This is a genomic window from Streptomyces sp. NPDC002176, from assembly GCF_044903645.1.
Classification (GTDB): Bacteria; Actinomycetota; Actinomycetes; order Streptomycetales; family Streptomycetaceae; genus Streptomyces.
In genome coordinates this window covers 1,037,257-1,057,258 of record NZ_JBJDQW010000001.1, presented here as the reverse complement: position 1 = coordinate 1,057,258, position 20,002 = coordinate 1,037,257, and the positions used below count along the sequence as shown (strand labels likewise).

The following is a 20,002-nucleotide window of genomic DNA, read 5'->3' as shown; positions in this document are numbered from 1 at the left end:
CGCCCCATGTACGACAGCCCCCTCGCAGGCCGCACCGTCGTCGTGACCGGAGCCGCGCGCGGACTGGGCGCGGCCCTGGCCCACGCCTTCGCCGAGCGCGGCGCCCGGCTCGCCCTGCTCGGCCTGGAGCGGCCGGAACTGGAGGGAGTGGCCGCCTCGCTCCCGCCGCCGGTGATCGCCCTGGAGGTCGACATCACCGACTACCGGGCCCTGGAGCGCGCCACCGACGAGGTACGGGACCGGCTGGGCCGCCCGTCCGTCGTCGTCGCCAACGCGGGGATCGCCGAGGGCGGCCCCTTCGCCGGGTCCGACCCGGAGTCCTGGCGGCGGGTGATCGACGTCAACCTCGTCGGCAGCGCCCTGACCGCGCGGGCGTTCCTCGCCGACCTGCTGGCCACGTCCGGTTACTTCCTCCAGGTGGCCTCGCTGGCGTCCATCGGCACCTCCCCGATGATGAGCGCCTACTGCGCCTCCAAGGCGGGCGTCGAGTCCTTCGCCCACGCGCTCCAGGCCGAGGTCGCGCACGAATCCGTCGGTGTGGGCATCGCCTACATCAACTGGACCGACACCGACATGACCCGCGACGCCGACCACTACCCCGTACTCCGCGAACTCCGCGCCCACATGCCCGCGCCCGCCCGCAAGGTGTACCCGGCCGAATTCGTCGCGGAACGGCTGGTCCGCGCGGTGGAACACCGCCGCACCTCCGTCTACGTCCCCGCCTGGCTACGGCTGGCCCAGCTGGGGCGCGCGATCCTCCCCCCGGTCGTGCTGCGCGTCTCCCGCCGAGCGCTGCCCCGCCTGGAAGCCGACCACGCGCTTCCGCCGACCGGCCTGCTGGGCGCCGGGGGCGTGGCGGACGAGGAGCTGCGGGGGCGTAGGGCGTAGGTGTCGCGGGCGTCGAAAATAGGATCGACATGGGGGGTGGATGGTGAACCGACTGCAGATCAGCTCGTTGCCACCGGGACCTCGGTGGCCCGCCCAGCTGCTGTTGCGGGTCGACGGTGAAGCAGTGGTGCCAGATGCGGTGGGCGAGGGGGGACGCGGTCCGCTGGCGCACGAGGTCCTCCGAGCGACCGGGGAGGGGCGGCGTGTGGTGTTGGGAGAGCCCGAGTGCACGGGCGGCTGCTGCGGCTACCTCTCCGTGTTCGTGCGACGGCATGGGGACATCGTGGAGTGGTCCGACTGGGAGGTCCCCGAGGGCGGGGTGCGGCCCCCGACGTTCCACTTCGACGCGGGTCAGTACGAGGCCGAGGTGGCTCGGGCATCGGCGTCCGGTATCCGGACCCGGTGAGCGCAGGTGCTCAGGTATGTCGGAGTCGGGGTGCCTCGGTACCCGCGTCGATGGGGGTGGGGGTTCGCTCCACCCGGTCGGCCAGGGCACCGGCCCAGGAGGCCACGCCGGTGAGGTCGAGGTCGTAGGGGCGGGGCTGGTGCTGCTCGGTTGACCACTCCGTCACTGCGGCAGCGCCGCGTCGCAGCAGGCGGGCGCCGCCGGTGGTGTTGCCGCGCGCGGAGTGGGTGAGGCCCACCGCGAGCTGGGCGAGGCCGCGCCACAGTTCCCGCTCCTCGTCGGGGCCGGACTTCCAGGCGTCCTCGAACACCTCGTGCGCGTGGAACGGCTTACCGGCGTCCAACAGCGCCTGCGCCTCCGCGACCGTCTCGGCCGGGCTGCGCACGACCCCCTCCGGCTGCCGCTCGACCCCGTCCGCCCCGTACGGCAAGGGCCGCCCCAGCCCGTCCCGGGGCCGCGCGTTGCGCGCCCGACCCTCCGGGTCCCGGTCCCGCCCGCCGATGTCTCCGTCTCCGTCTGCGTCTGCCATGCGGCCGATTCTGCCCCTCCCCGCCCTTAACCCGCTTCGGAGGAGTCCCGTAAGTGGGGTAAAGTGCTGTTCGCGCGATCACGCGGGTCACCGCGAGTGAGCGCATCGGGACGTGGCGCAGCTTGGTAGCGCACTTGACTGGGGGTCAAGGGGTCGCAGGTTCAAATCCTGTCGTCCCGACTTTACGAAGTCGCGGGTCAGGGGCCGCTTCAGAAGGGATTCTGAAGCGGCCGCTGATCATTTTCGGGGACCAGTACGACCACCCTGGTCAGGGCCCTGCTGATCCTCACGAACCGCGAGGCCGACTCCTTGTCTTCGACGCTTTATCAGAGTGCGCTTCCTTTCCCGACGCCCCGGGCGCGCTGACGCGGGCGCGGGCGATCATGCGCGACCTGGACGAGTGGACCAGCCCTCCTTTGCCCCGAGTTCGGCCGTTTCGGGGACCCGCGTCCCACCATCAGCTCATCAACTCGAGAGGGCGGCGACCTCGCGTACGGCCCCGGCGATGGCCGCGAAGTCCTTCTTGAGGAGTGCGCCGTGGTTGCTGGTGACCTTCGCGGCGATCCGGATGTTCGGGTTGCGGCCGGTCACCGTGTCGAGACCGGCGCGGATGCGTTCCTGTTCGTCGCCGCGGCTGCCGAATGACGTTCCCGAGGCGACCACGTACCGCACCGGGACGGTGATGCCGTCCAGGACCGGGCCCAGTTCGCTCTCGCGGGAGATCCTGCCGAGTTCGATGTTGCTGTTCGCCTGCTGCTCGGCGGTCATGCGCGGGGCCAGGCCGGTGGGGCGCAGCAGCGGCAGGAACCAGCTCATGCGGCGGAACAGCTTGCGGATGCGCAGCTCCATGGCCTCGTCGAGCCAGTCGTAGGGGAAGGCGCCGTCGACCAGGACCGCGCCCAGGGCGCGCTCCGGGTTCCGCTCGGCCCAGTGCGCCCCGACGACCGCTCCGTAGGACCAGCCGACCACCAGCGCCCGGTCCACCCCCCTGGCAGCGAGCACGGCGTCGACGTCCCGGACGGCCGCCTCGAAGGAGTAGTCCGCCGACCGCCTCGATCTGCCGCGGGCCCGCTCGTCGTAGGTGATGTGCCGCCACTCCGTGCCCAGTTCGGCGATGACCCGCCGCCAGTACCCCTGAGTGGCGAACTGGCCGTTGAGGTAGACCACCGGGATACCGGGGCCGCCGGTGTCGGTGACGGCGAGGGCCGTGTCCTCGACCGGCACCATGCCGGTCCACTGCGAACCGTTCGCGGAAGTGCTGTTCTTCGTCATGCGTTCCCCCTGGTCCTGGAAAGTTCCGGCGGTGTTCCGTCAGAGGCTGCGGGCGATGATGTCGCCCTTCGAGGTGGTGGCGCGGATCTCGAGCGCGGTGGTGCCGTCGTTCTGGAGGGCGCTGCTGACGCGGCCGTGGTCGGTGGCGGCGTCCAGGGCCGCCGAGACGCCGGTGGCGGCGGCGACCGAGATGTCACCCGCCTGGGTACGGAGCACGACCGTGCCGCTCCGGGCCTCCATGATCCGGATGTCGCCCCGCGTGGTGCTGATCTCGGCGGGGCCGCCGAGGCGACCGACCTCGATGTCGCCGTCGATCGCGGTGAGACGGACACCGGCGGCCTCGTCGATCTTGATGTGGCGGTACGCGCCTTCGAAGGAGAGGTCGCCCAGGCGCCCGACGCCGCGGAGTTCGGCGCCGTCGGCCCTGCCCTCGACGTGGGAACCGGCCGGGAGCTGGACGGTGACCTCCACGGACCCGGAGGGGTCGAAGAGGCGGCTGTCCGGGGCCGGGGCCGTGATCCGCAGGACACCGTCGGCGTAGGCGACGGATGTCTGCTCGGCGGCCTTGACGTCCCGGCTCTTCCCGGGGTCGGCGGGCAGCACCTCGACGGTGGTGTCGGCGCGCTGAGCCGCGATGAACCGGACGCGTCCGGCGGGGATCTCCAGGACGGCGGAGATCGGGGCCGGGGTGTCGAACTTCTGCATCGTCTACTCCCGAGTGCTCGTCGTTTCTGACATCGAAAACGCTACGTTGCGTTCCATGATTGGGCAACGTACTTGTTGCACTGGGAAGTCATCTATGCAGTTAGGAGCCCATAAAGTGTTGCAATGGTCTCGGAGGTAATGCAACGTCAGCTGGCGCGTTCATTGCAATGAATGCGAAGTGAACGCTACTGTGAGCGCTCGGAGACCGTCACGAAGGATCAATGAGGAGGCAGCGATGCCGGGAGGCAGGCTCACCCATCAGGAGCGTCGGCAGATCGCGCTGGGGCTGGCCGACAGCCTCCCGTACGCCGAGATCGCCCGCGGCCTCGACCGTCCGACCTCGACGGTCACACGCGAGGTGATGCGCAACGGCGGACCCACCGCCTACCGCGCCGACCTGGCCCACCAGGCCACCGAACGCCGCGCCCACCGACGCAGGTCGGCCGCCTCCCGGGGGCCGGAGTCGGCCCCGCAGCCGCACGGACGGGACGCCGACGCCATGGCCGAGTACGAGGAGACGTTCACCGCCGTCCTCATGGGCTCGGGCCTGAACAGGATGTCGGCACGTGTGCTGACCTGCCTGTTCACCACCGACGCGGGCAGCCTGAGCGCGTCTCAGCTCGCCCAGCGTCTCCAGGTCAGCCCGTCGTCCGTCTCCAAGGCGATCGCCTTCCTGGAGAGTCAGAGTCTCGTCCGCCGGGAACGCGACGAACGCCGCCGTGACCGCTACGTCGTCGACGACGAGCTCTTCTATCAGGCGACGATCGCCAGCGCCCGGGCCAACGACCGGCTCGTCGAAACGGCCCGCCGGGGTGTCGCCGTCCTCGGCCCGCACACCCCCGCCGCCACCCGCCTGGAGAACATCGCCCGCTTCCTCGACTTCATCAGCGAAAGCATCACCCGCGCCGCCGAACAGGCCCGCGAAGTCCTCCACACCGACCCCGAGACGTAGGAGTCCCCGTGGTGGGGGTCTGGTGGTGAGCCTCAGCCCTGGCCGGGCGGCGCCCAGGGCTTCAGGGGCGTCGGCGGGGCCTGGAGGGCGCCGCGGAGGGTCTGCTTGAGGGTCTTCGGCGGAGCCTCCTTCTCCTCCTGGGAGTGCATGAGCCGGGCCGTCGTCACGCGTATGCGGCACTCGCGGTGGCGCTGCCGCACGATCACCACCCACGCGCCGTCCTGGGCGAGCAGAGCGTGCCGGGCCGGTTCGTCCCCCGGCTTGGCGTGCCGGGCGATGGTCCCCGGTATGTAGTGCAAGGCCGCGTCCTCGGCCGCCGCGACGGCCTGCGCCTCGTCGCCGCCGATGTGGTGGGTGCCCGTCAACATCCAGCGGTGCAGCTTCAGTTGGTTGCCGTCGACGTACTCCGTCACCCGAGTGTCCTCTTCGATGAGGACGTACCACTCAGCAGCCATGTCCGGGACCCCGCCGTTTTCTTCCGATGACGCTCTTGATCAGCGCAGGGACCATGTTTCCCCCGCCGGTCCGGTCATCCTGCCATGTGGATCAACGGGGGTGGCGGCGCGTGGGCGGGCGGTCGGCCGTCGAGAATCTGCGGCGTCCTGTAACAATCTTGCGCAGCTTCATAGACTTCATTTCCGTACGCTCCTACTTTTCTTGCGTCCGCTCACCCCACGAGCCCTAAGGACGCACACCCATGACCTCACCCCCCAACCGCAGACCCCTGCGCCGATCCCTGGCGGCGAGCGTGTCGCTGGCACTGGCCGCGGCGGGCACCCTCGTCGCCGTGGCGCTCGCACCCGACGCCGCCGCTGCCGGGGTGCCCGCGCCGTCCCCGGTCGGCATATCCGGCCGTGGCGCGAACGTCCCGTTCAAGGAGCAGGAGGCCGAGTACGCCGCCACCAACGGCACCCTCATCGGGCCGGACCGCCTCTACGGCCATCTCCCCTCCGAGGCGTCCGGACGGCAGGCGGTGACACTGGACGCGCCGGGCGAGTACGTCGAGTTCACGCTGACCGCGCCCGCCAACGCGATGTCGTTCCGCTACTCGCTGCCCGACAACTCCGCGGGCACCGGCCGCGATGCCAGCCTCGACCTGAAGATCGACGGGAACCAGCTCAAGAGCGTTCCGGTGACCTCCAAGTACGGCTGGTACTACGGGGGTTATCCGTTCAACAACAACCCCGGCGACACCAACCCCCACCACTTCTACGACGAGACCCGCACCCTGCTCGGCTCGACCCTGCCGATCGGGACCAAGGTGCGCCTGCAGGTGTCGTCCACCAGCGCCTCACCGACGTTCACCATCGACCTCGCCGACTTCGAGCAGGTGGGCGCGCCCCTCGGCAAGCCGTCCGGAGCCCTCGACGTCGTCGGTGACTTCGGTGCCGACCCGACCGGGGCGGCCGACTCGACCGCCAAGATTCAGGCGGCGGTCGACGCGGGCAAGGCGCAGGGCAGGGCGGTCTACATACCGCAGGGCACTTTCCAGGTGCGGGACCACATAGTCGTCGACCAGGTGACCCTGGCGGGGGCGGGTCCCTGGTACAGCGTCCTCACCGGCCGCGACCCGGTGAACCGGGCGAAGGCCGTGGGCGTGTACGGCAAGTACGCGAACCAGGGCGGCAGCAAGAACGTCACGCTCAAGGACTTCGCCATCCTCGGCGACATCCGCGAGCGCGTCGACGACGACCAGGTCAACGCAATCGGCGGTGCGATGTCCAACTCCACCGTCGACAACGTGTGGATGCAGCACACCAAGTGCGGGGCCTGGATGGACGGCCCCATGGACGACTTCACCATCAAGAACAGCCGCATCCTGGATCAGACCGCGGACGGCGTGAACTTCCACATGGGTGTCACCAACTCCACGGTGACCAACACGTTCGTACGCAACACGGGTGACGACGGACTCGCCATGTGGGCCGAAGCCATACCGAACGTCAAGAACAAGTTCACCTTCAACACGGTGATCCTGCCCATCCTCGCCAACAACATCGTCACGTACGGCGGCAAGGACATCACCATCTCGGACAACGTGATGGCGGACACCATCACCAACGGCGGCGGCCTGCATGTCGCCAACCGGTATCCCGGTGTCAACTCCGGTCAGGGTACGGCCGTCTCCGGTACCACGACAGCCGCCCGCAATACCCTGATCCGGGCCGGGAACAACGACTACAACTGGCAGTTCGGCGTCGGCGCGGTCTGGTTCAGCGGGCTCAACGAAGCGCTGGACGCGACGGTCAACATCACCGACACCGAGATCCTCGACAGCTCCTACGCCGCCATCATGAACATCGAGGGCGCGACGAAGGGGCTGCACTTCGAGAACGTCCGGATCGACGGGGCGGGCACCTACGCCCTGCAGATCCAGTCACCCGGCAACGCCTCGTTCACCAACGTCACCGCCACGCACATCGCCCAGTCCAACCCCATCCACAACTGCGTCGGCTCCGGCTTCGTCATCACCCGCGGCACCGGCAACAGCGGCTGGTACGCGGACCCACCGGCCTGCACCGGCACCTGGCCGGACCCGAAGTGGACCAACGGCGGAGTACCCGGCGGGGGCACCACACCGACCGACCCGCCCACCGATCCCCCCACGGACCCGCCGACCGACCCGACCGTCAACCTCGCCAAGAACCGTCCCGTCACCGAGACGAGCCACACCGACGTCTACCCCGCCGCCAAGGCCGTCGACGGCAACGCGGACACGTACTGGGAGAGCGCCAACAACGCCTTCCCGCAGTCCGTCACCGTCGACCTGGGCGCGGCGAAGGCGGTCAAACGCGTCGTCCTCAAGCTGCCCCCGGCAGCGGCCTGGGCCACCCGCACCCAGACGCTGAGCGTCCTCGGCAGCACCGACAACTCCACCTTCGGCACGCTGAAGCCGTCGGCGGGGTACACCTTCAACCCGTCGAGCGGCAACACCGCGACCATCATGCTGTCCGGCACCCCGACCCGCTACCTCCGCGTGACAATCACCGCCAACACCGGCTGGCCCGCGGCACAGTTGTCCGAGCTGGAGGCGTACACGGGCTGACAGACGCGCCCTGCCCGCGTCTTCGTTGCGGTCCCGCTCCGGAAACCTGACCCGGAGCGGGACCGCCTGCGGTGTCGGGGTGCCGGTGGATCAGAGCGCGGGGGCACTTCGCCTAGCCGGCCGACCTGACCAAGGTCTCGAAGCCCGAGTGGTCGCAGTAGGACACCGCACGACTCTCCGCCCCGGTGTCGCCGCCGACCGCGTCGTCCGTGTCATCGAGGATGTAGGTGCCACCCTGTTCCAGACCTGCCCGGTCAAGCCTCTTCGCGGCATCGACGACCGCGCGCCCTGTCGATGCGGCGTCGTCGGCGTCGGGCGACTCGACATCCTGCCCGTCACCGGCGTCCGCCGCGCCGCTTGTCGCGGCGTGCGCCACGTCCTGCCAGGAGCCCAACTTGGTGCAGTAGTCCCGTCGCCACTCCTCGGCCTGTGCCGGGTCCTCTGACGAACAACCGCTCATCAGGACTGCGGCAACGACAAGTACCGCTGCTTGTTTGACGGTTCGAGGTGTGATCATTTCGGCTTACCTATTCGGTCACGACGGCACTGGACGGGCGGGGTGGACGACGTACAAGTGTGGCGGCGAGGGCGACTTCGGTCCCGGCCAGACCGACGGAACCGAAGACCGTGATCTGATCGGGCTCGGTACGGACACGCACCGCCCCGGCGAGTACAGCGCCGAGGTCGACCATGCGGTCGGCGGCGAAGATGAGTGGTTCGGGGTAACTGGCCGCCTGTGCCGGGGAGTCGGTGATGACCACCGAGGCACGGTGAGCCAGGGCGGCGGGTAGTTCGTGCCGGGAGGCAGTCTTGGGGCCGATGGTGTTCACATGTGCCCCCGGGGCGATCCAGGCGGCGTCCAGTACCGGCACCGCGCTGTTCGTGGCCACGATCACCACATCCCGATCGCGTACGGCGTCCTCGGCCGTCCTTGCCGCGCGCGCCCTTACTCCCAGCTCATCGGCGGCCCTGTGGGCGAAGGCTTCGGCGCGTTCGGGGCGACGAGCCGCGATCACGACCTCCTCGACCTCTCGTACCGCGAGCATGGCCCATAGCTGCGTCCACGCCTGTGCACCGGCGCCCACGATGCCCACGCGGACAGGGCCGGGGCAGGCCGCCACCTCCACGGCGACAGCGCCGATCGCGCCGGTCCGTCGTGCGCCCAGCTCCGCACCACGCACCAGTGCGGTCAGCTCGCCAGTCCGGGTATTCCACACGGCCACCAACTGCTCCGCACCGACAAGGGTGTCGTACGCCCGGAAGCCGAACAGTTCCTGCTCGCGCAGCTGCCCGGCTGTGATGACCAGGTGCCCGCCGCCAAGATCGGCACGTACACGCGGCGGCGCCTGCACAGTGCCCTCGTGGTGCGCCAGGATTGCCGTCCGCATGGCCCGGACCGCCGTCCCGGCATCGATCCGGGTACGGACGTCGTTGTCGTCGAACAGCCGCACAGGCACCGGTACACACCCCGTTCACGTCGGCGGGAAGAGGAGGTCAGTCTGCCAAGGGAGGCTCCGCCAGGACCTCCGTCCACGGTCGTGGACCAGGTCCGTCTCGTGACCGACGACCGATGGCCCAGGCGAGCGACCCGCACCGGATATTTCGGTGTTCTGCCCGCCCACGAGGACACAAGATGGTGCGCATGAGCCTGGCCACCCCGACGCTGCGCACCGCTCGCCTGCGACTGCGCCCCTTCACCCACGCCGACGCGGACCCGCTCTTCGCCCTGCACAGCAGCACGCACGTGATGCGCTACTGGGACTCCCCGCCGTGGGTCGAACGGGCCCGTGCCGAAGGGTTCATCAACAGGTGCGACAAGATGGCGGACGAAGGCACCGGGGCCCGGGTGGCCATCGAGTGCGCTTCTGACGGGGTCTTCGTCGGCTGGTGCGGTCTGACCGGATGGAATCCGGACTATCGCAGCGCGTCGTTGGGCTACGTCCTCGACGAAGCGATGTGGGGACACGGCTACGCGACGGAGGCCGCGCACGCCCTGCTGCGGTGGGCATTCGACGCCCTGGACCTGAATCGCGTTCAGGCCGAGACCGACACACGCAACGCGGCATCCGCCCGGGTACTGGAGAAGATCGGCTTCGTACGCGAAGGGACCTTGCGGGAGGACTGCGTCGTGAACGGTGAGGTGTCCGACTCGTGGGTGTTCGGGTTGATCAGGCGGGAGTGGCAGCCGACGGCCGTTCCGGTTCCGGTCCCGCCGACGAACTGACCAGCCTTACTGATCGTTTCAGAATGAGTTGAGCTCGGGTCTTGCCCTCGCCGATCTTGGTCGGCAGGGTGTCCGGAGTGCGTGCTGATCTTGTTCCTGACGACCTGTGGGAGCGGGTGGCCCCGCTGCTGCCGCCCGCTCCCGAGCGCCGCCGCCGCTATCCCGGGCGGCTGCGTGTTCCCGACCGGGCGGCGCTCGCCGGCGTCATGTACGTGTTGCGGACTGGTGTCGCGTGGCGCGATGTCCCCGCGGAGACTGTGGGCTGTTCCGGAGTAACGGCCTGGCGTCGGCTGCGGGACTGGACCGAGGCTGGCGTGTGGCCGCGCCTGCATGCCACCCTGTTAACCGAGCTTCGACGCGCCGGCCTGCTGGACCTGGATGACTGCTACGTGGACGGGTCCCACGTCCGGGCCCTTAAAGGGGGGATCATGTCGGCCCCTCACCCGTCGACCGCGCCCGCCCCGGCTCCAAGCACCACCTGATTGTCGACCGCCATGGAACTCCGCTCGCCGTGACGCTGACCGGCGGGAACCGACACGACGTCACCCAGCTCCTGCCACTGGTGAACGCCGTCCCATCGATCCGGGGACTACGGGGACGCCCCCGCCGCAGGCCCCGGCGTCTGTACGCGGACCGAGGCTACGACTTCGACAAGTACCGCCGCCTGCTGTGGAAGCGCGGCATCAAGCCGTTGATCGCGCGACGCGGCGTCGCCCACGGTTCCGGACTGGGCAAGGTGCGCTGGGTGGTCGAGCGCACCTTCGCCTGGCTGCACCAGTTCAAACGGCTCCGGACCCGCTACGAGCGCCGCGCCGATCTCCATCGGGGCTTGCTCGAACTGGCCTGCAGCCTCATATGCCTGCGCCGCCTGCGAACCTCATCCTGAGCGATCAGTTGGCGACGCTGAACCACCCCGGCCGCACCTCGTCCAGAAGCGGTTGCAGGGACCGCACTGCGGACCGAAGGTCCTGATCCGTGACGTCAAGAGGCTCCGGCAGGCTCAGCCCATAGCAGCGCAGCCGCCAGAGGTCGAAGACTTCGCTCCCGTCGGCTGCGAAATCCACATCGACCTCAGTGCCGTCGTCGCTGACGAAGCGGCACCCTGCCCCATGAACCGTGTAGGAGTAGGTGCCGACGCGTCCACTCCGGCTGATGATCCGGCGCGAGCGGACCAAGCCGAGGACATCTCCCAGTCGCTCCAGCGAGGGGATCGCCACCCTCATGGCCTCGTCAATTGCGTTCAGAGCGTGGACGTAACCGAGCACGAGCTCCCGTGCAGCCCCAACCCGTTCCATACGGCGTCATCCCCCCTGAGCCCGCGGCTGAAGGGATTGTTCCATGAGGCCGCCAGCGTCTCCGCAGGACGGCATTCTGAAACGATCAGTTAGGCGACCGGCGGTCGTAGTGTCGGAGCTGTTCCCGAGGAGGGGTTTCGATGCGCGGTGTGACCTGCTCGATGGGTGTGTCCCTGGACGGCTATGTCGTCGGGCCGGACGGCGACTTCGATTGGGCGGCGCCCGACGAGGAGGTCTTTCGGTTCGTCACGGACGAGATCCGGCAGGTCGGCGTCCATCTGTTGGGGCGACGGTTGTACGAGACGATGCTGTACTGGGAGACCGCCGACCAGGACCCCTCGCTCGACGACTCGATGCGCGAGTGGGCCGCTCTCTGGAAGCCGCTTCCGAAGGTGGTGTTCTCCACCACGCTGTCGACGGTACGGGGCAACGCCCGGCTGGCCTCCGGCGGCCTGGCGGAGGAGATCGAGCGGTTGCGGGCCGCGCCGGGGGAGGGCGACATCGCGATCGGCGGCCCGACTCTCGCCGCCGAGGCGGCCGCGGCGGGGCTGATCGACGAGTACCGGGTCAGGGTCCACCCGGTGCTGGTCGGTGGCGGTATTCCGTTCTTTCCGCAGCATGAGCGCCGGGTGGATCTCGAACTCGTCGAGACCCGCGCGTTCAGCTCAGGAGTCCGCTACCTCCGCTATCGCGTGGCGCGCGGAGCGTTGCTCCAGAAGTAGGCGACATGCTGAAGCAATGACCCCGCTGCGAGAGGCCGCGTACCAAGGCCAGCGACACCGCCGCCGCCGCGAAGCCGAGGACCGCGCCCGCCGCGACGTCGCCCGGATAGTGCACGCCGGTGTGGACGCGGGAGTAGCCGACGGCGGCCGCGAGCGAGCCCAGCGGGGCCGCCGCCGGGGGCAGTACGACGCCCACGGCGGTCGCGAAGGCGGTGGCCGAGGCGGTGTGACCGGAGGGGAAGGACGCCGAAGCGGGCATGGGCACGTGCCGGGCCACGGCCACCTGCGCCTCCTCCCGGTCGGGGCGGTGGCGGCGCACCATCCGCTTGCCGAACAGGTTCGCCGCCGCCGACGCCAGCGTGACCGAGGCGACCCCGGCCAGCGCGGCGCGGCGGGGGCGGCCCGGCAGCAGGGCGAGGGCCGCCGCGACACCGAACGAGATCTTCGAGTGGTCGGCCGCGTGCGACACCCTCCGCAGCGCACGGTCCAGCGCGGGGGTGGGCGTGGCGGCCACGGCCGCGTACAGCGCTCCGTCGACCGCGCGCAGGTCGCCGAGGACGGCGGGGACGGTGTTCCGGTCAGGCACGGTTCTCTCCTGGTGCTGTGCGCTCGGCGGGACCGAACGCGAGGTCGAGCAGTTTCCGCCAGTCGACGGCCGGTGCGGGTGGCGGCACGCCGGGACGGTCGCGCGGCAGCAGCACCCGTAGCGCGCCCGGCCGTACGGAGCACGCGACCGGTGAGCGCAGCCACAGCGCCTCGCCGTCCACCGCCACCGGGATCTGCGGCTCCCCGGCGGTCACCTCGACCCGCCGTGCGGTCGTCACGGTGAGCCCCGGCGCCTGGGAGCCCCGTACGGCCAGCTCCGCCGCCTGGGCCGCGTTCTCCACCCTGATCCCGATCACGCCCAGCTCACCGCTGTCGAGCCGGGGCCGCCGCCCGCCGCCGCTCAGCTCGTCGGGGGAGACGTACGGGTTGTTGCTGACCAGCAGCGCCTGCTGGTCGTCGAGCGTGGTGCCGTCCACGTTCGCGTCCAGCCGTCGTACGCCCTCCCTGGCCAGCAGGTCCGGCATCAGGTTCAGGGCGGTGCCGGTCTTGTTGTCGCGGTACTCGGGGCTCTGCACGATGTCCGCGTACACCCCGAAGGACACCGTGTTGACGAACGGGCGGCCGGAGACGTCGCCGATGTCGACCCGGATCTCCTCGCCGTCGGTCAGCGCGTCGAGGCAGCGGGCGGGGTCGGCGCGGTCGAGGCCGAGGTCCATGGCGAAGTGGTTGCGGGTGCCCGCGGAGATCACGAGGAACGGCAGGTGGTGCTCGGCGGCGACGGCCGCGACCTGCGCCTGGGTACCGTCGCCGCCCGCGACGCCGAGCAGGTCGGCGCCGTCGGCCACGGCCTCACGCGCCAGCTTGCCCACGTCGGCCGGGTCCTCGGGGTCCAGCAGGATCACCCGCGCGCCGAGCTGCTCCGCCCGTTTCACCAGGTCGAACTTGCCGACCTTGCCGCCGCCCGACTTCGGGTTCATGATCAGCACCGGCCGTTTCGGGCGGTGTGCCCGGGTGGGCCGCTGCGAGCGGGGTGGCCGCGCCCTGCGCAGCGCCGCGCGGCCCGTGACACCCGCGACCGCCCAGCACACGGCGGAGATCAGCGCGATCAGCCACAGACCGCTCCGCGTGAGGAACACCAGGACGCCGACCGGCGCGGCGACCGCCACCAGCGCCCCGAACAGCCGCACCACGCCGCGCCGGGCCACGAACCACCAGACGCCCGCCGCGCAGAGCACCAGCCCGACGACCCCGGCCACCGCCACGAGCAGACCGCCTCCGCCCAGCGCGAGCAGCAGCACCACCACGGCACCGATCGCCGCCACCACGGCGCACCGCGCGAGCAGCCGGGCGACCAGCCCCGGCCGGAACCGCGCCTTCAGTGCCCCGCCCATGAAGCCCTCCCGGAGGATCTCGGTTCGTCCCGCAACGCCAGCCTGGCGCAGTGGCCCGAGTGGCGAGCGTCCCGGACGGCTGTACGGGTGAGGCACCCGTCGGCCGTACAGTCGGATAATCGTTCGCCAACTCGATGTTCGTGGGCCGAGACTCGCAGGCTGAGCACAGCCGACAGAGAAAGCGGGCCGACCCTGACGTACAACCGTGACACCGTGCCCCTCCCCGAGAACCTGGTGCCGCGCCCCACTGACATCCGGAACTGGGCCGAGGTCGACCCCGCGCGCCACCCGTTCGCCTGGGACCCGGCCGAGGAGGCCCGCCTTCGCGCGCTGGTCCGGGAGTGGGTGCCGCCCGTGCTCTCCGGCATGGCGGGCTGGTGGCAGGCGGAATGGTGGTGTGCGCACCAGATCGACGCGATCATCCGGGACCGCTACGGGAACTGGGCGCAGGGGTGGAACTGGTGCTACCGGCACGGCGGACCCATCGGCAGCTGGGTCACCGGGACAAGCTCGGTGACGACCCCGGACGAGACCGCGACCCGCGCCGTGGCCGCGCTGCTGGAGTGGCGCGCGTGGCTGGAGGAGATGGCTCAGCGGTTCGCGCGGCTTGCTCCGCCGTCGGATGCCTCCGCCGAGGACCGGAGTTGGTACCTGGAGCGGGCGAGCGTCCGGCTGGTGACCATGGTCCTGGACTCCGGGGCGGAAGGCGGCTGGTACGGCCAGGCCGCGCTGGCCATCGGCTGGTTCCTCACCTCCACCGGCATGGACTGGGTCGAGGCCGATCAGGCGGTGGACCGCGCGATCGGGGGCCGGTTCAAGAGCTGGGCCGACCCCGGCCGTGCCCTGGTCGAATCCGTCGGCGAGAACCTGGCCGTCGACCTCACCGGTCACCCGCCCTACCGGGATCACCGTGAGCGGGAAGACCTGGAGAATCTCCATGACCGAGCCTGACAGTCTGGCGGTCTGGCTGCGGATTCGTGGTGAGGTCGCGTGGCATCAAGCACCCGCTCTGCACGGGGTGTTGCCCGTTGCCGATGGATTCCGGGCGTGGTGCGAAGGGCCGGTCCGCCGCCGGGACCCCATCCGGGCAGAGCGTCTGCTTGCCGCGCATGCCATGGCACATGCCGATGCCGTGCGGGCTGCCCCGCTCGACTTCGCCCTGCTGTCGGGCTGGCAGCGTGAAGTCCTCGGCACGGAGGCACCGTTCCGTTCGGCCGACGCCTACGCCAAGGCCGGCCGCGAGCGGTACGCACTGACCGCGCACACCCGGGCCGACTTCGCCGCCTGCCTGCGCGGGGCGACCGGCACGGAACTCCCACTGTCGGCCCGCGCCGCCCGGGCCTACCTCGACGTGGCCTTCTTCCACCCCTTCCCGGACGGCAACGCCCGCGCGGCGCTGCTGACCCTGGTCCACGTCCTGGCCCGCGAGGGCGTTGTCCTCCCGGAGGTCGGGCCGCTCCAGGTCACCCGGTATGCGGACGATGCGGCGGGGGCGGCGGACTTGGCGGGCCTTGTCGGCGTGCTCAACCGGCGCCGACAGCGCCGATCGAGCCGAAGTGGCGGTGCCGGTGACGCTCGGCGTGAAGGTGGGCCCGCGTGAACGACCCCACCGAGGTCCGGGACTGGATGTCGACAGCGCCAGGGGCCAACATCTGAGCCGCACTTCGGACGAGGCATTCCGGGGTCGGCTCACGGGGTGACGATGGTGAAGTCCGGGTCGGGGGCGGTGAGGTGGGTGAACAGGTCGGTCAGCTTGCCCGGGTCGCCGGAGATCTCGGCGCGGTTCTGGGCCGCGAGGTCGGTGAGCGTGTTCGTGCCGAGGAGAAGCGCCCGTAGGTCGGCCTCGGTGAGGGTGATCTCGGTGTCGGGGGCGCGCTCGCCCGGTGTCGTGCCCGCCGTGTGGATCAGGACACCGTTGCGCAGCCGCAGGGTGACCGGGTTGGCGTCGCGCAGCCGGAACCGGATGGAGAGGTCGGCCTCCCAGCTGCGTGGCCCGTCGACCCGGATGGCGAGGGAGTCGAGGAGCTGAGGGAGGGGCAGGGCGCGCATGATGTCCGGGGAGGCGGCCACCGTGGGGGTGCCGACCGGGCCCTCGCGGAGTTCCAGGGCGCCGGTGAGGTAGAAGTTGCGCCAGGTGCCGTTCTCGCTGCCGTAGCCGAGCTGTTCGAGGGCGTCCGCCTGGAGGGCCCGTGCCTCGGCGTTGCCGGGGTCGGCGAAGAGGACGTGGTTGACGACCTGCACGACCCAGCGGAAGTCACCCGCCGCGTAGGACTCGCGGGCCCGGCGCAGCACGGTGTCCGCTCCGCCCATGAAATCGACGTAACGGGTGGCGGCCTCGACCGGGGGGTGCTCCCACAGGTGGGCGGGGTTGCCGTCGAACCAGCCCAGGTAGTGCTGGTAGACCGCCTTGGTGTTGTGGCTGACCGAGCCGTAGTAGCCGTGGGTGTGCCAGGCGCGCTCCAGGGCCGGGGGCATCTCCATGGCCTCGGCGATCTCCAGCGGCGTCATGCCCTCGTTGAGCATGCGCAGGGTCTGGTCGTGCAGATACGCGTACAGGTCGCGCTGCTCGGACAGGAAGGTGACGACGCGCTCCCGTCCCCACGTCGGCCAGTGGTGGGAGGCGAAGACCACGTCCACATGTGTGGCGAACAGCTGAATTGCCTCGGTGAGGTAGTGGGCCCACACATGTGGGTTGCGTGCCTGGGCGCCGCGCAGGGTGAGCAGGTTATGCAGGTTGTGGGTTGCGTTCTCGGCCATGCACAGCGCCGCGTGGTCGGGGAAGTGGATGTTCAGCTCGGCCGGGGCCTCGGTGCCCGGCGTGAGCTGGAAGACCATATGGATGCCATCTACCGTTTCCGTCTGCCCGGTGTGCGTGACATACAGGGTGGGCGGGATCAGGGTGACGGTGCCGGTGGACGTGGTCTGCCCGAGCCCGGCGCCGATCTGCCCGCGCTCACCGGTGGGCAGGGCGGCCCCGTACATGTAGGCGGCCCGGCGCCCCATGGCCGTACCGGCGTAGACGTTCTCGCTGACCGCGTGCTCCAGGAAGCCCTCGGGGGCGATGACCGGCACCCCGCCCGCGACGTCCTCATCGCTGAGCACACCTCTGACACCGCCGAAGTGGTCGACGTGGCTATGTGTGTACAGCACACCGGTGACCGGCCGATCGCCGCGGTGGCGGCGGTACAGCGCGAGGGCCGCCGCGGCCGTCTCCGTGCTGATCAGGGGATCGATCACCAGGATGCCGGTGTCGCCCTCGACGATCGTCATGTTGGACAGGTCGAACCCCCGGACCTGGTAGATGCCCTCGGTCACCTCGAACAGACCGTGCAGGGCCGCGAGACGGCTCTGACGCCACAGGCTGGGGTTGACGGTGGGCGGGCAGTCCCGGTCGAGGAACCCGTATGCGCCCAGGTCCCACACCTCGCCGTCCTCGCCGCGCACCACGGTCTCCTCGGCGGTGCCGACGAAGCCTCGGCGCGCGTCCTCGAAGTCCCGTGTGTCGTCGAAGGGGTACTGCTCGTGGATCGCGGCGTTGCCCGTCGTGATGCTCGGTTCCGCGGCCTTGGGCTCGCTGGTCTCGGCCATGGGGGACTCCCTCGCGGTGACACTCGGCCCCGCCCACCCTTCCCCACAGCCGCAGCGCAGGCGAGCGCACCCGCCCATTCAGGGGACCCGGGCACTCCGTCACGCCAGGGCGAGCACCCCTTGACGTGCCCGGAACACTCAATGCATTATTCCACTAGTTCATTGGTTGAAAGCGGGGGATCACTCGTGGCGTTCGCCTTCCGGATCGACCGGTCCAGTGGGGTGCCGAGCTACGTCCAGATCGTCCAGCAGGTCCAACAGGCCCTGAGGTTGGGCCAGTTGGAACCAGGTGACCGTCTGCCGACCGCCCGTGCGGTCGTCGAGGCGACCGCGCTCAACCCCAACACCGTGCTCAAGGCTTACCGCGAGCTCGAGTCCCAGGGCCTGGTCGAGACCCGGCGCAGGCACGGGACGTTCATCACCGGCACGCTGGGCGCCTCGTCCGGCGACTCGCCCTGGCGGGCGGAGCTGGCGGACGTGGCCGCGCGCGCCCGTGCGGCGGGACTGGAGCGCGAGGACCTCGCCGCGCTGTTCACCGCCGTGGTCGAAGACCTCTACTCACCGAAGGAACCCGATGTCGTTCCCCACCAGCAGCCCTGAAGCGGCGCTCGCCGCGGACGGCGTCAGACGGAGATACCGGCGCGGCGGTCCGGACGCGCTCGACGGCTGCGCCTTCGCCGTCCCCGCCGGGGTCGTCTGCGCGCTCGTCGGACCGAACGGCGCGGGCAAGTCGACCCTCCTGGAGCTGGCGGCCGGCCTGCAGCGTCCCACCTCCGGCTCCGTCGAGGTCTTCGGCGGGCCCGCGCGCATCGGCCATCCGCGAGTCGCCTACCTGGCCCAGGACCGCCCCCTGTTCCCCCGGTTCACGGTCGCCGAGACGCTGCGCCTGGGCGCACGGCTCAACGAGGGCAACTGGGACGCCGAACTGGCGGAGCGGTTCGCCGACCCGTCCCGCTTCGGCAAGGGCGACCGCGTCGGCAACCTGTCCGGCGGCGAACGGACCCGGATCGCCCTGGCCCTCGCCCTCGGCAAGCGGGCCGACCTGCTGCTGCTCGACGAACCGATGGCGGACCTGGACGTGCTCGCCCGCCAGGAGCTAATGGGCCTGCTCATGGCGCATGTCGCCGACACCGGCGCCACGGTGATCATGTCGTCGCACATCCTGTCCGAGCTGACCGACGTCTGCGACCACCTGCTGCTCCTCGACCGCGGTACGGCCCGGCTGTGCGGCGACATGGACGAACTGACCGACGCCCACGCGGTGGTGGCCTTCGCCGGGGGCGCCGAGCGGCTCGACGGCCACGCCGTCGTCGAGTCCCGCCCCGCCGGGCGCGGCACCAGCGCCCTGATCCTCCGCGAGCGTCCGCTGCCCGCCGACTGGGAGGTCCGGCCTCCTTCCGTGGAGGAACTGGTGCTCGCCCACCTCACCGGCTCGTCCCTTCCCGCCGCGACACCGCACCGCAAGGACACCGCCGCATGAGCGCCACCATCGCCGCCGCACCGAAGCCGACCCGCCCCGGCCGTCTCCGACCCCTCGCGGGGATAGCCCTGCGCCAGTGCTGGTTCGCCGGCGCGATCCTCCTGTTGCTGGCCCTGCGCATCGGCGTGCAGATCGTGTACCACTACCACGGCTGGGCCGACGCCATCGCCCTGCGCGACCGCGTCGGCGGCGAGGCGTACCATTTCGGGCGCTACACGGACGACGCCCACACCATGACCGCGAAACTCATGGATGACGGCGCCATGCTCGCCTTCCAACCGGCCCTGGCCGCCGCGCTCCTCACTGGTGTGCTGACCGCACGTGAATGGGAGTCCCGGCGTGTGGTCCTCGCCCTCACCCAGACGGTCACCCCCCGGCGCTGGTTCGGCGTCCGCTGGGCGGTGCTGGCGGCGATCCTCGTGGTGCTGACCGTCCCGCTGGTGGCGCTGTACCGGATGAGCGTCGTCCACGCCTTCGGCCTCAACCTGCTCACCTACGGCGCCGAGCGGCAGAACGCGTACTACACGATCGGCCCCGTCACCGTCGCGTACGTCCTCCTCGGCGTCGCCGCCGGTGCCCTGACCGGCACTCTCCTGCGGCGCCTGTGGCCCACGCTCGTCGCCGCCCCGCTCCTGACCTGGCTGGTGGCCGCGCTGCTCGTCCGCTCGCGCGCGATGCTGCTGCTCGACCTCCCGGTGCTCTCCAAGGTCGACGGATATCACCCCGGCGCCGTATTCGGTCTGATGTTCTACGACGCGCTGCCGCAGGACGCCTACCTCATCAACGCCCTGGACACCGGCGACTACTGGCCGTTCCAGATCGCCTCCAGCGTGCTGGTGCTGGCGGTGGCGGCGCTGTTCGTCCTGGCCTCCTTCCGCGTCATCCGGCGCCGCACGGCCTGATCCGTACGCGGGTCCGCCCCGGCGGCAACGATCGCCGGGGCGGAACCCCGCCCGGA

22 protein-coding genes and 1 tRNA gene are annotated in these 20,002 nt (G+C 70.6%); 13 read left to right on the top strand and 10 right to left on the bottom strand.

Annotated elements, in window-relative coordinates:
• Positions 1–6: 6 nt before the first annotated feature.
• Together ACI2LY_RS04650 and ACI2LY_RS04645 are read left to right on the top strand one after the other, a co-directional pair.
• Positions 7–888 carry an SDR family oxidoreductase gene (locus tag ACI2LY_RS04650; protein ID WP_404705852.1) on the top strand — a complete coding sequence of 294 codons (882 nt, stop codon included), beginning with the start codon at positions 7–9 and terminating at the stop codon, positions 886–888.
• 205 nt (positions 889–1,093) lie between these two features.
• Complete coding sequence (locus tag ACI2LY_RS04645; RefSeq protein WP_404705851.1) at positions 1,094–1,294, top strand: hypothetical protein; 201 nt, start codon at positions 1,094–1,096, stop codon at positions 1,292–1,294.
• A gap of 10 nt (positions 1,295–1,304) precedes the next feature.
• Here the strand turns inward: ACI2LY_RS04645 and ACI2LY_RS04640 are convergent, their stop codons facing one another.
• A complete protein-coding gene (locus ACI2LY_RS04640; protein ID WP_404705850.1) occupies positions 1,305–1,823 on the bottom strand; it encodes a DUF309 domain-containing protein in 519 nt (172 codons plus the stop codon).
• Positions 1,824–1,929: 106 nt separating this feature from the next.
• Here ACI2LY_RS04640 and ACI2LY_RS04635 point away from each other — a divergent pair.
• Positions 1,930–2,003, top strand: a tRNA-Pro gene (locus tag ACI2LY_RS04635).
• Positions 2,004–2,288: 285 nt separating this feature from the next.
• Here ACI2LY_RS04635 and ACI2LY_RS04630 read toward each other — a convergent pair.
• Together ACI2LY_RS04630 and ACI2LY_RS04625 are read right to left on the bottom strand one after the other, a co-directional pair.
• On the bottom strand, positions 2,289–3,095 hold the full coding sequence (locus tag ACI2LY_RS04630; RefSeq protein WP_404705849.1) for an alpha/beta fold hydrolase: 807 nt from the start codon (positions 3,093–3,095) through the stop codon (positions 2,289–2,291).
• A 39-nt stretch (positions 3,096–3,134) separates the two neighbouring features.
• Positions 3,135–3,800, bottom strand: a complete 666-nt coding sequence (locus tag ACI2LY_RS04625) for a DUF4097 family beta strand repeat-containing protein (protein ID WP_404705848.1) — start codon at positions 3,798–3,800, stop codon at positions 3,135–3,137.
• A gap of 235 nt (positions 3,801–4,035) precedes the next feature.
• On the opposite strand from ACI2LY_RS04625, the gene ACI2LY_RS04620 reads away from it, so the two are divergent.
• The gene (locus ACI2LY_RS04620; RefSeq protein WP_404705847.1) at positions 4,036–4,752 is read left to right on the top strand and encodes a helix-turn-helix domain-containing protein; all 717 of its coding nucleotides are present in this window, start codon (positions 4,036–4,038) and stop codon (positions 4,750–4,752) included.
• A gap of 32 nt (positions 4,753–4,784) precedes the next feature.
• Here the strand turns inward: ACI2LY_RS04620 and ACI2LY_RS04615 are convergent, their stop codons facing one another.
• The gene (locus ACI2LY_RS04615; RefSeq protein WP_404705846.1) at positions 4,785–5,207 is read right to left on the bottom strand and encodes a hypothetical protein; all 423 of its coding nucleotides are present in this window, start codon (positions 5,205–5,207) and stop codon (positions 4,785–4,787) included.
• A gap of 242 nt (positions 5,208–5,449) precedes the next feature.
• Here ACI2LY_RS04615 and ACI2LY_RS04610 point away from each other — a divergent pair, with 242 nt between their 5' ends.
• Complete coding sequence (locus ACI2LY_RS04610; RefSeq protein ID WP_404705845.1) at positions 5,450–7,798, top strand: discoidin domain-containing protein; 2,349 nt, start codon at positions 5,450–5,452, stop codon at positions 7,796–7,798.
• A gap of 112 nt (positions 7,799–7,910) precedes the next feature.
• Here ACI2LY_RS04610 and ACI2LY_RS04605 read toward each other — a convergent pair whose 3' ends face one another.
• Together ACI2LY_RS04605 and ACI2LY_RS04600 are read right to left on the bottom strand one after the other, a co-directional pair.
• Positions 7,911–8,315: a hypothetical protein gene (locus ACI2LY_RS04605; RefSeq protein WP_404705844.1), complete on the bottom strand. Its 405-nt coding sequence runs from the start codon at positions 8,313–8,315 to the stop codon at positions 7,911–7,913.
• Between the two features lie 10 nt (positions 8,316–8,325).
• Positions 8,326–9,255: an ornithine cyclodeaminase family protein gene (locus tag ACI2LY_RS04600; protein WP_404705843.1), complete on the bottom strand. Its 930-nt coding sequence runs from the start codon at positions 9,253–9,255 to the stop codon at positions 8,326–8,328.
• Positions 9,256–9,440: 185 nt separating this feature from the next.
• On the opposite strand from ACI2LY_RS04600, the gene ACI2LY_RS04595 reads away from it, so the two are divergent.
• Entirely contained in the window at positions 9,441–10,022 is a 582-nt protein-coding gene (locus ACI2LY_RS04595) for a GNAT family N-acetyltransferase (RefSeq protein ID WP_404705842.1), read from the top strand.
• Between the two features lie 77 nt (positions 10,023–10,099).
• Positions 10,100–10,908 (top strand): IS5 family transposase gene (locus ACI2LY_RS04590; protein ID WP_404705841.1). Its coding sequence is split into 2 segments (ribosomal slippage): positions 10,100–10,439 and positions 10,439–10,908, totalling 810 coding nucleotides; the frame shifts between segments, so codons are not numbered across the junction.
• A 4-nt stretch (positions 10,909–10,912) separates the two neighbouring features.
• Here the strand turns inward: ACI2LY_RS04590 and ACI2LY_RS04585 are convergent.
• Positions 10,913–11,287, bottom strand: a complete 375-nt coding sequence (locus ACI2LY_RS04585) for a DUF6896 domain-containing protein (RefSeq protein WP_404705840.1) — start codon at positions 11,285–11,287, stop codon at positions 10,913–10,915.
• Between the two features lie 170 nt (positions 11,288–11,457).
• Here ACI2LY_RS04585 and ACI2LY_RS04580 point away from each other — a divergent pair, with 170 nt between their 5' ends.
• Entirely contained in the window at positions 11,458–12,039 is a 582-nt protein-coding gene (locus tag ACI2LY_RS04580; protein WP_404705839.1) for a dihydrofolate reductase family protein, read from the top strand.
• On the opposite strand, the gene ACI2LY_RS04575 is transcribed toward ACI2LY_RS04580, so the two are convergent.
• Positions 11,978–12,625 carry a phosphatase PAP2 family protein gene (locus ACI2LY_RS04575; protein ID WP_404705838.1) on the bottom strand — a complete coding sequence of 216 codons (648 nt, stop codon included), beginning with the start codon at positions 12,623–12,625 and terminating at the stop codon, positions 11,978–11,980. The two genes, ACI2LY_RS04580 and ACI2LY_RS04575, sit on opposite strands and share 62 nt — an antisense overlap.
• Entirely contained in the window at positions 12,618–13,976 is a 1,359-nt protein-coding gene (locus ACI2LY_RS04570) for a diacylglycerol/lipid kinase family protein (RefSeq protein ID WP_404705837.1), read from the bottom strand. Before ACI2LY_RS04570 ends, ACI2LY_RS04575 begins: the two co-directional genes overlap by 8 nt.
• A 213-nt stretch (positions 13,977–14,189) precedes the next feature.
• Here ACI2LY_RS04570 and ACI2LY_RS04565 point away from each other — a divergent pair, with 213 nt between their 5' ends.
• Both ACI2LY_RS04565 and ACI2LY_RS04560 read left to right on the top strand, forming a co-directional pair.
• Positions 14,190–14,927 carry a hypothetical protein gene (locus tag ACI2LY_RS04565; protein WP_404705836.1) on the top strand — a complete coding sequence of 246 codons (738 nt, stop codon included), beginning with the start codon at positions 14,190–14,192 and terminating at the stop codon, positions 14,925–14,927.
• Positions 14,928–15,090: 163 nt separating this feature from the next.
• Entirely contained in the window at positions 15,091–15,576 is a 486-nt protein-coding gene (locus tag ACI2LY_RS04560; RefSeq protein WP_404705835.1) for a Fic family protein, read from the top strand.
• Positions 15,577–15,665: 89 nt separating this feature from the next.
• Here the strand turns inward: ACI2LY_RS04560 and ACI2LY_RS04555 are convergent, their stop codons facing one another.
• The gene (locus ACI2LY_RS04555; protein WP_404705834.1) at positions 15,666–17,564 is read right to left on the bottom strand and encodes an alkyl/aryl-sulfatase; all 1,899 of its coding nucleotides are present in this window, start codon (positions 17,562–17,564) and stop codon (positions 15,666–15,668) included.
• A 186-nt stretch (positions 17,565–17,750) separates the two neighbouring features.
• Here ACI2LY_RS04555 and ACI2LY_RS04550 point away from each other — a divergent pair, with 186 nt between their 5' ends.
• The 3 genes from ACI2LY_RS04550 to ACI2LY_RS04540 are packed head-to-tail and all read left to right on the top strand — an operon-like array spanning position 17,751 to position 19,946.
• Positions 17,751–18,164, top strand: coding sequence for a GntR family transcriptional regulator (locus ACI2LY_RS04550; protein WP_393912067.1), 414 nt, complete (start codon positions 17,751–17,753; stop codon positions 18,162–18,164).
• Positions 18,139–19,044: an ABC transporter ATP-binding protein gene (locus tag ACI2LY_RS04545; RefSeq protein ID WP_404705833.1), complete on the top strand. Its 906-nt coding sequence runs from the start codon at positions 18,139–18,141 to the stop codon at positions 19,042–19,044. The genes ACI2LY_RS04550 and ACI2LY_RS04545 overlap by 26 nt, the downstream gene beginning before the upstream one ends.
• Positions 19,041–19,946 carry a hypothetical protein gene (locus tag ACI2LY_RS04540; protein WP_404705832.1) on the top strand — a complete coding sequence of 302 codons (906 nt, stop codon included), beginning with the start codon at positions 19,041–19,043 and terminating at the stop codon, positions 19,944–19,946. The genes ACI2LY_RS04545 and ACI2LY_RS04540 overlap by 4 nt, the downstream gene beginning before the upstream one ends.
• Positions 19,947–20,002 lie beyond the last annotated feature (56 nt).

Excerpts from the sequence above, each read along its gene's own strand:
- ACI2LY_RS04650 (WP_404705852.1), top strand. The coding sequence starts at position 7 with ATGTACGACAGCCCCCTCGCAGGCCGCACCGTCGTCGTGACCGGAGCC.
- ACI2LY_RS04640 (WP_404705850.1), bottom strand. The coding sequence starts at position 1,823 with ATGGCAGACGCAGACGGAGACGGAGACATCGGCGGGCGGGACCGGGAC.
- ACI2LY_RS04630 (WP_404705849.1), bottom strand. The coding sequence starts at position 3,095 with ATGACGAAGAACAGCACTTCCGCGAACGGTTCGCAGTGGACCGGCATG.
- ACI2LY_RS04625 (WP_404705848.1), bottom strand. The coding sequence starts at position 3,800 with ATGCAGAAGTTCGACACCCCGGCCCCGATCTCCGCCGTCCTGGAGATC.
- ACI2LY_RS04620 (WP_404705847.1), top strand. The coding sequence starts at position 4,036 with ATGCCGGGAGGCAGGCTCACCCATCAGGAGCGTCGGCAGATCGCGCTG.
- ACI2LY_RS04615 (WP_404705846.1), bottom strand. The coding sequence starts at position 5,207 with ATGGCTGCTGAGTGGTACGTCCTCATCGAAGAGGACACTCGGGTGACG.
- ACI2LY_RS04610 (WP_404705845.1), top strand. The coding sequence starts at position 5,450 with ATGACCTCACCCCCCAACCGCAGACCCCTGCGCCGATCCCTGGCGGCG.
- ACI2LY_RS04605 (WP_404705844.1), bottom strand. The coding sequence starts at position 8,315 with ATGATCACACCTCGAACCGTCAAACAAGCAGCGGTACTTGTCGTTGCC.
- ACI2LY_RS04595 (WP_404705842.1), top strand. The coding sequence starts at position 9,441 with ATGAGCCTGGCCACCCCGACGCTGCGCACCGCTCGCCTGCGACTGCGC.
- ACI2LY_RS04580 (WP_404705839.1), top strand. The coding sequence starts at position 11,458 with ATGCGCGGTGTGACCTGCTCGATGGGTGTGTCCCTGGACGGCTATGTC.
- ACI2LY_RS04570 (WP_404705837.1), bottom strand. The coding sequence starts at position 13,976 with ATGGGCGGGGCACTGAAGGCGCGGTTCCGGCCGGGGCTGGTCGCCCGG.
- ACI2LY_RS04560 (WP_404705835.1), top strand. The coding sequence starts at position 15,091 with ATGGCACATGCCGATGCCGTGCGGGCTGCCCCGCTCGACTTCGCCCTG.
- ACI2LY_RS04555 (WP_404705834.1), bottom strand. The coding sequence starts at position 17,564 with ATGGCCGAGACCAGCGAGCCCAAGGCCGCGGAACCGAGCATCACGACG.
- ACI2LY_RS04545 (WP_404705833.1), top strand. The coding sequence starts at position 18,139 with ATGTCGTTCCCCACCAGCAGCCCTGAAGCGGCGCTCGCCGCGGACGGC.
- ACI2LY_RS04540 (WP_404705832.1), top strand. The coding sequence starts at position 19,041 with ATGAGCGCCACCATCGCCGCCGCACCGAAGCCGACCCGCCCCGGCCGT.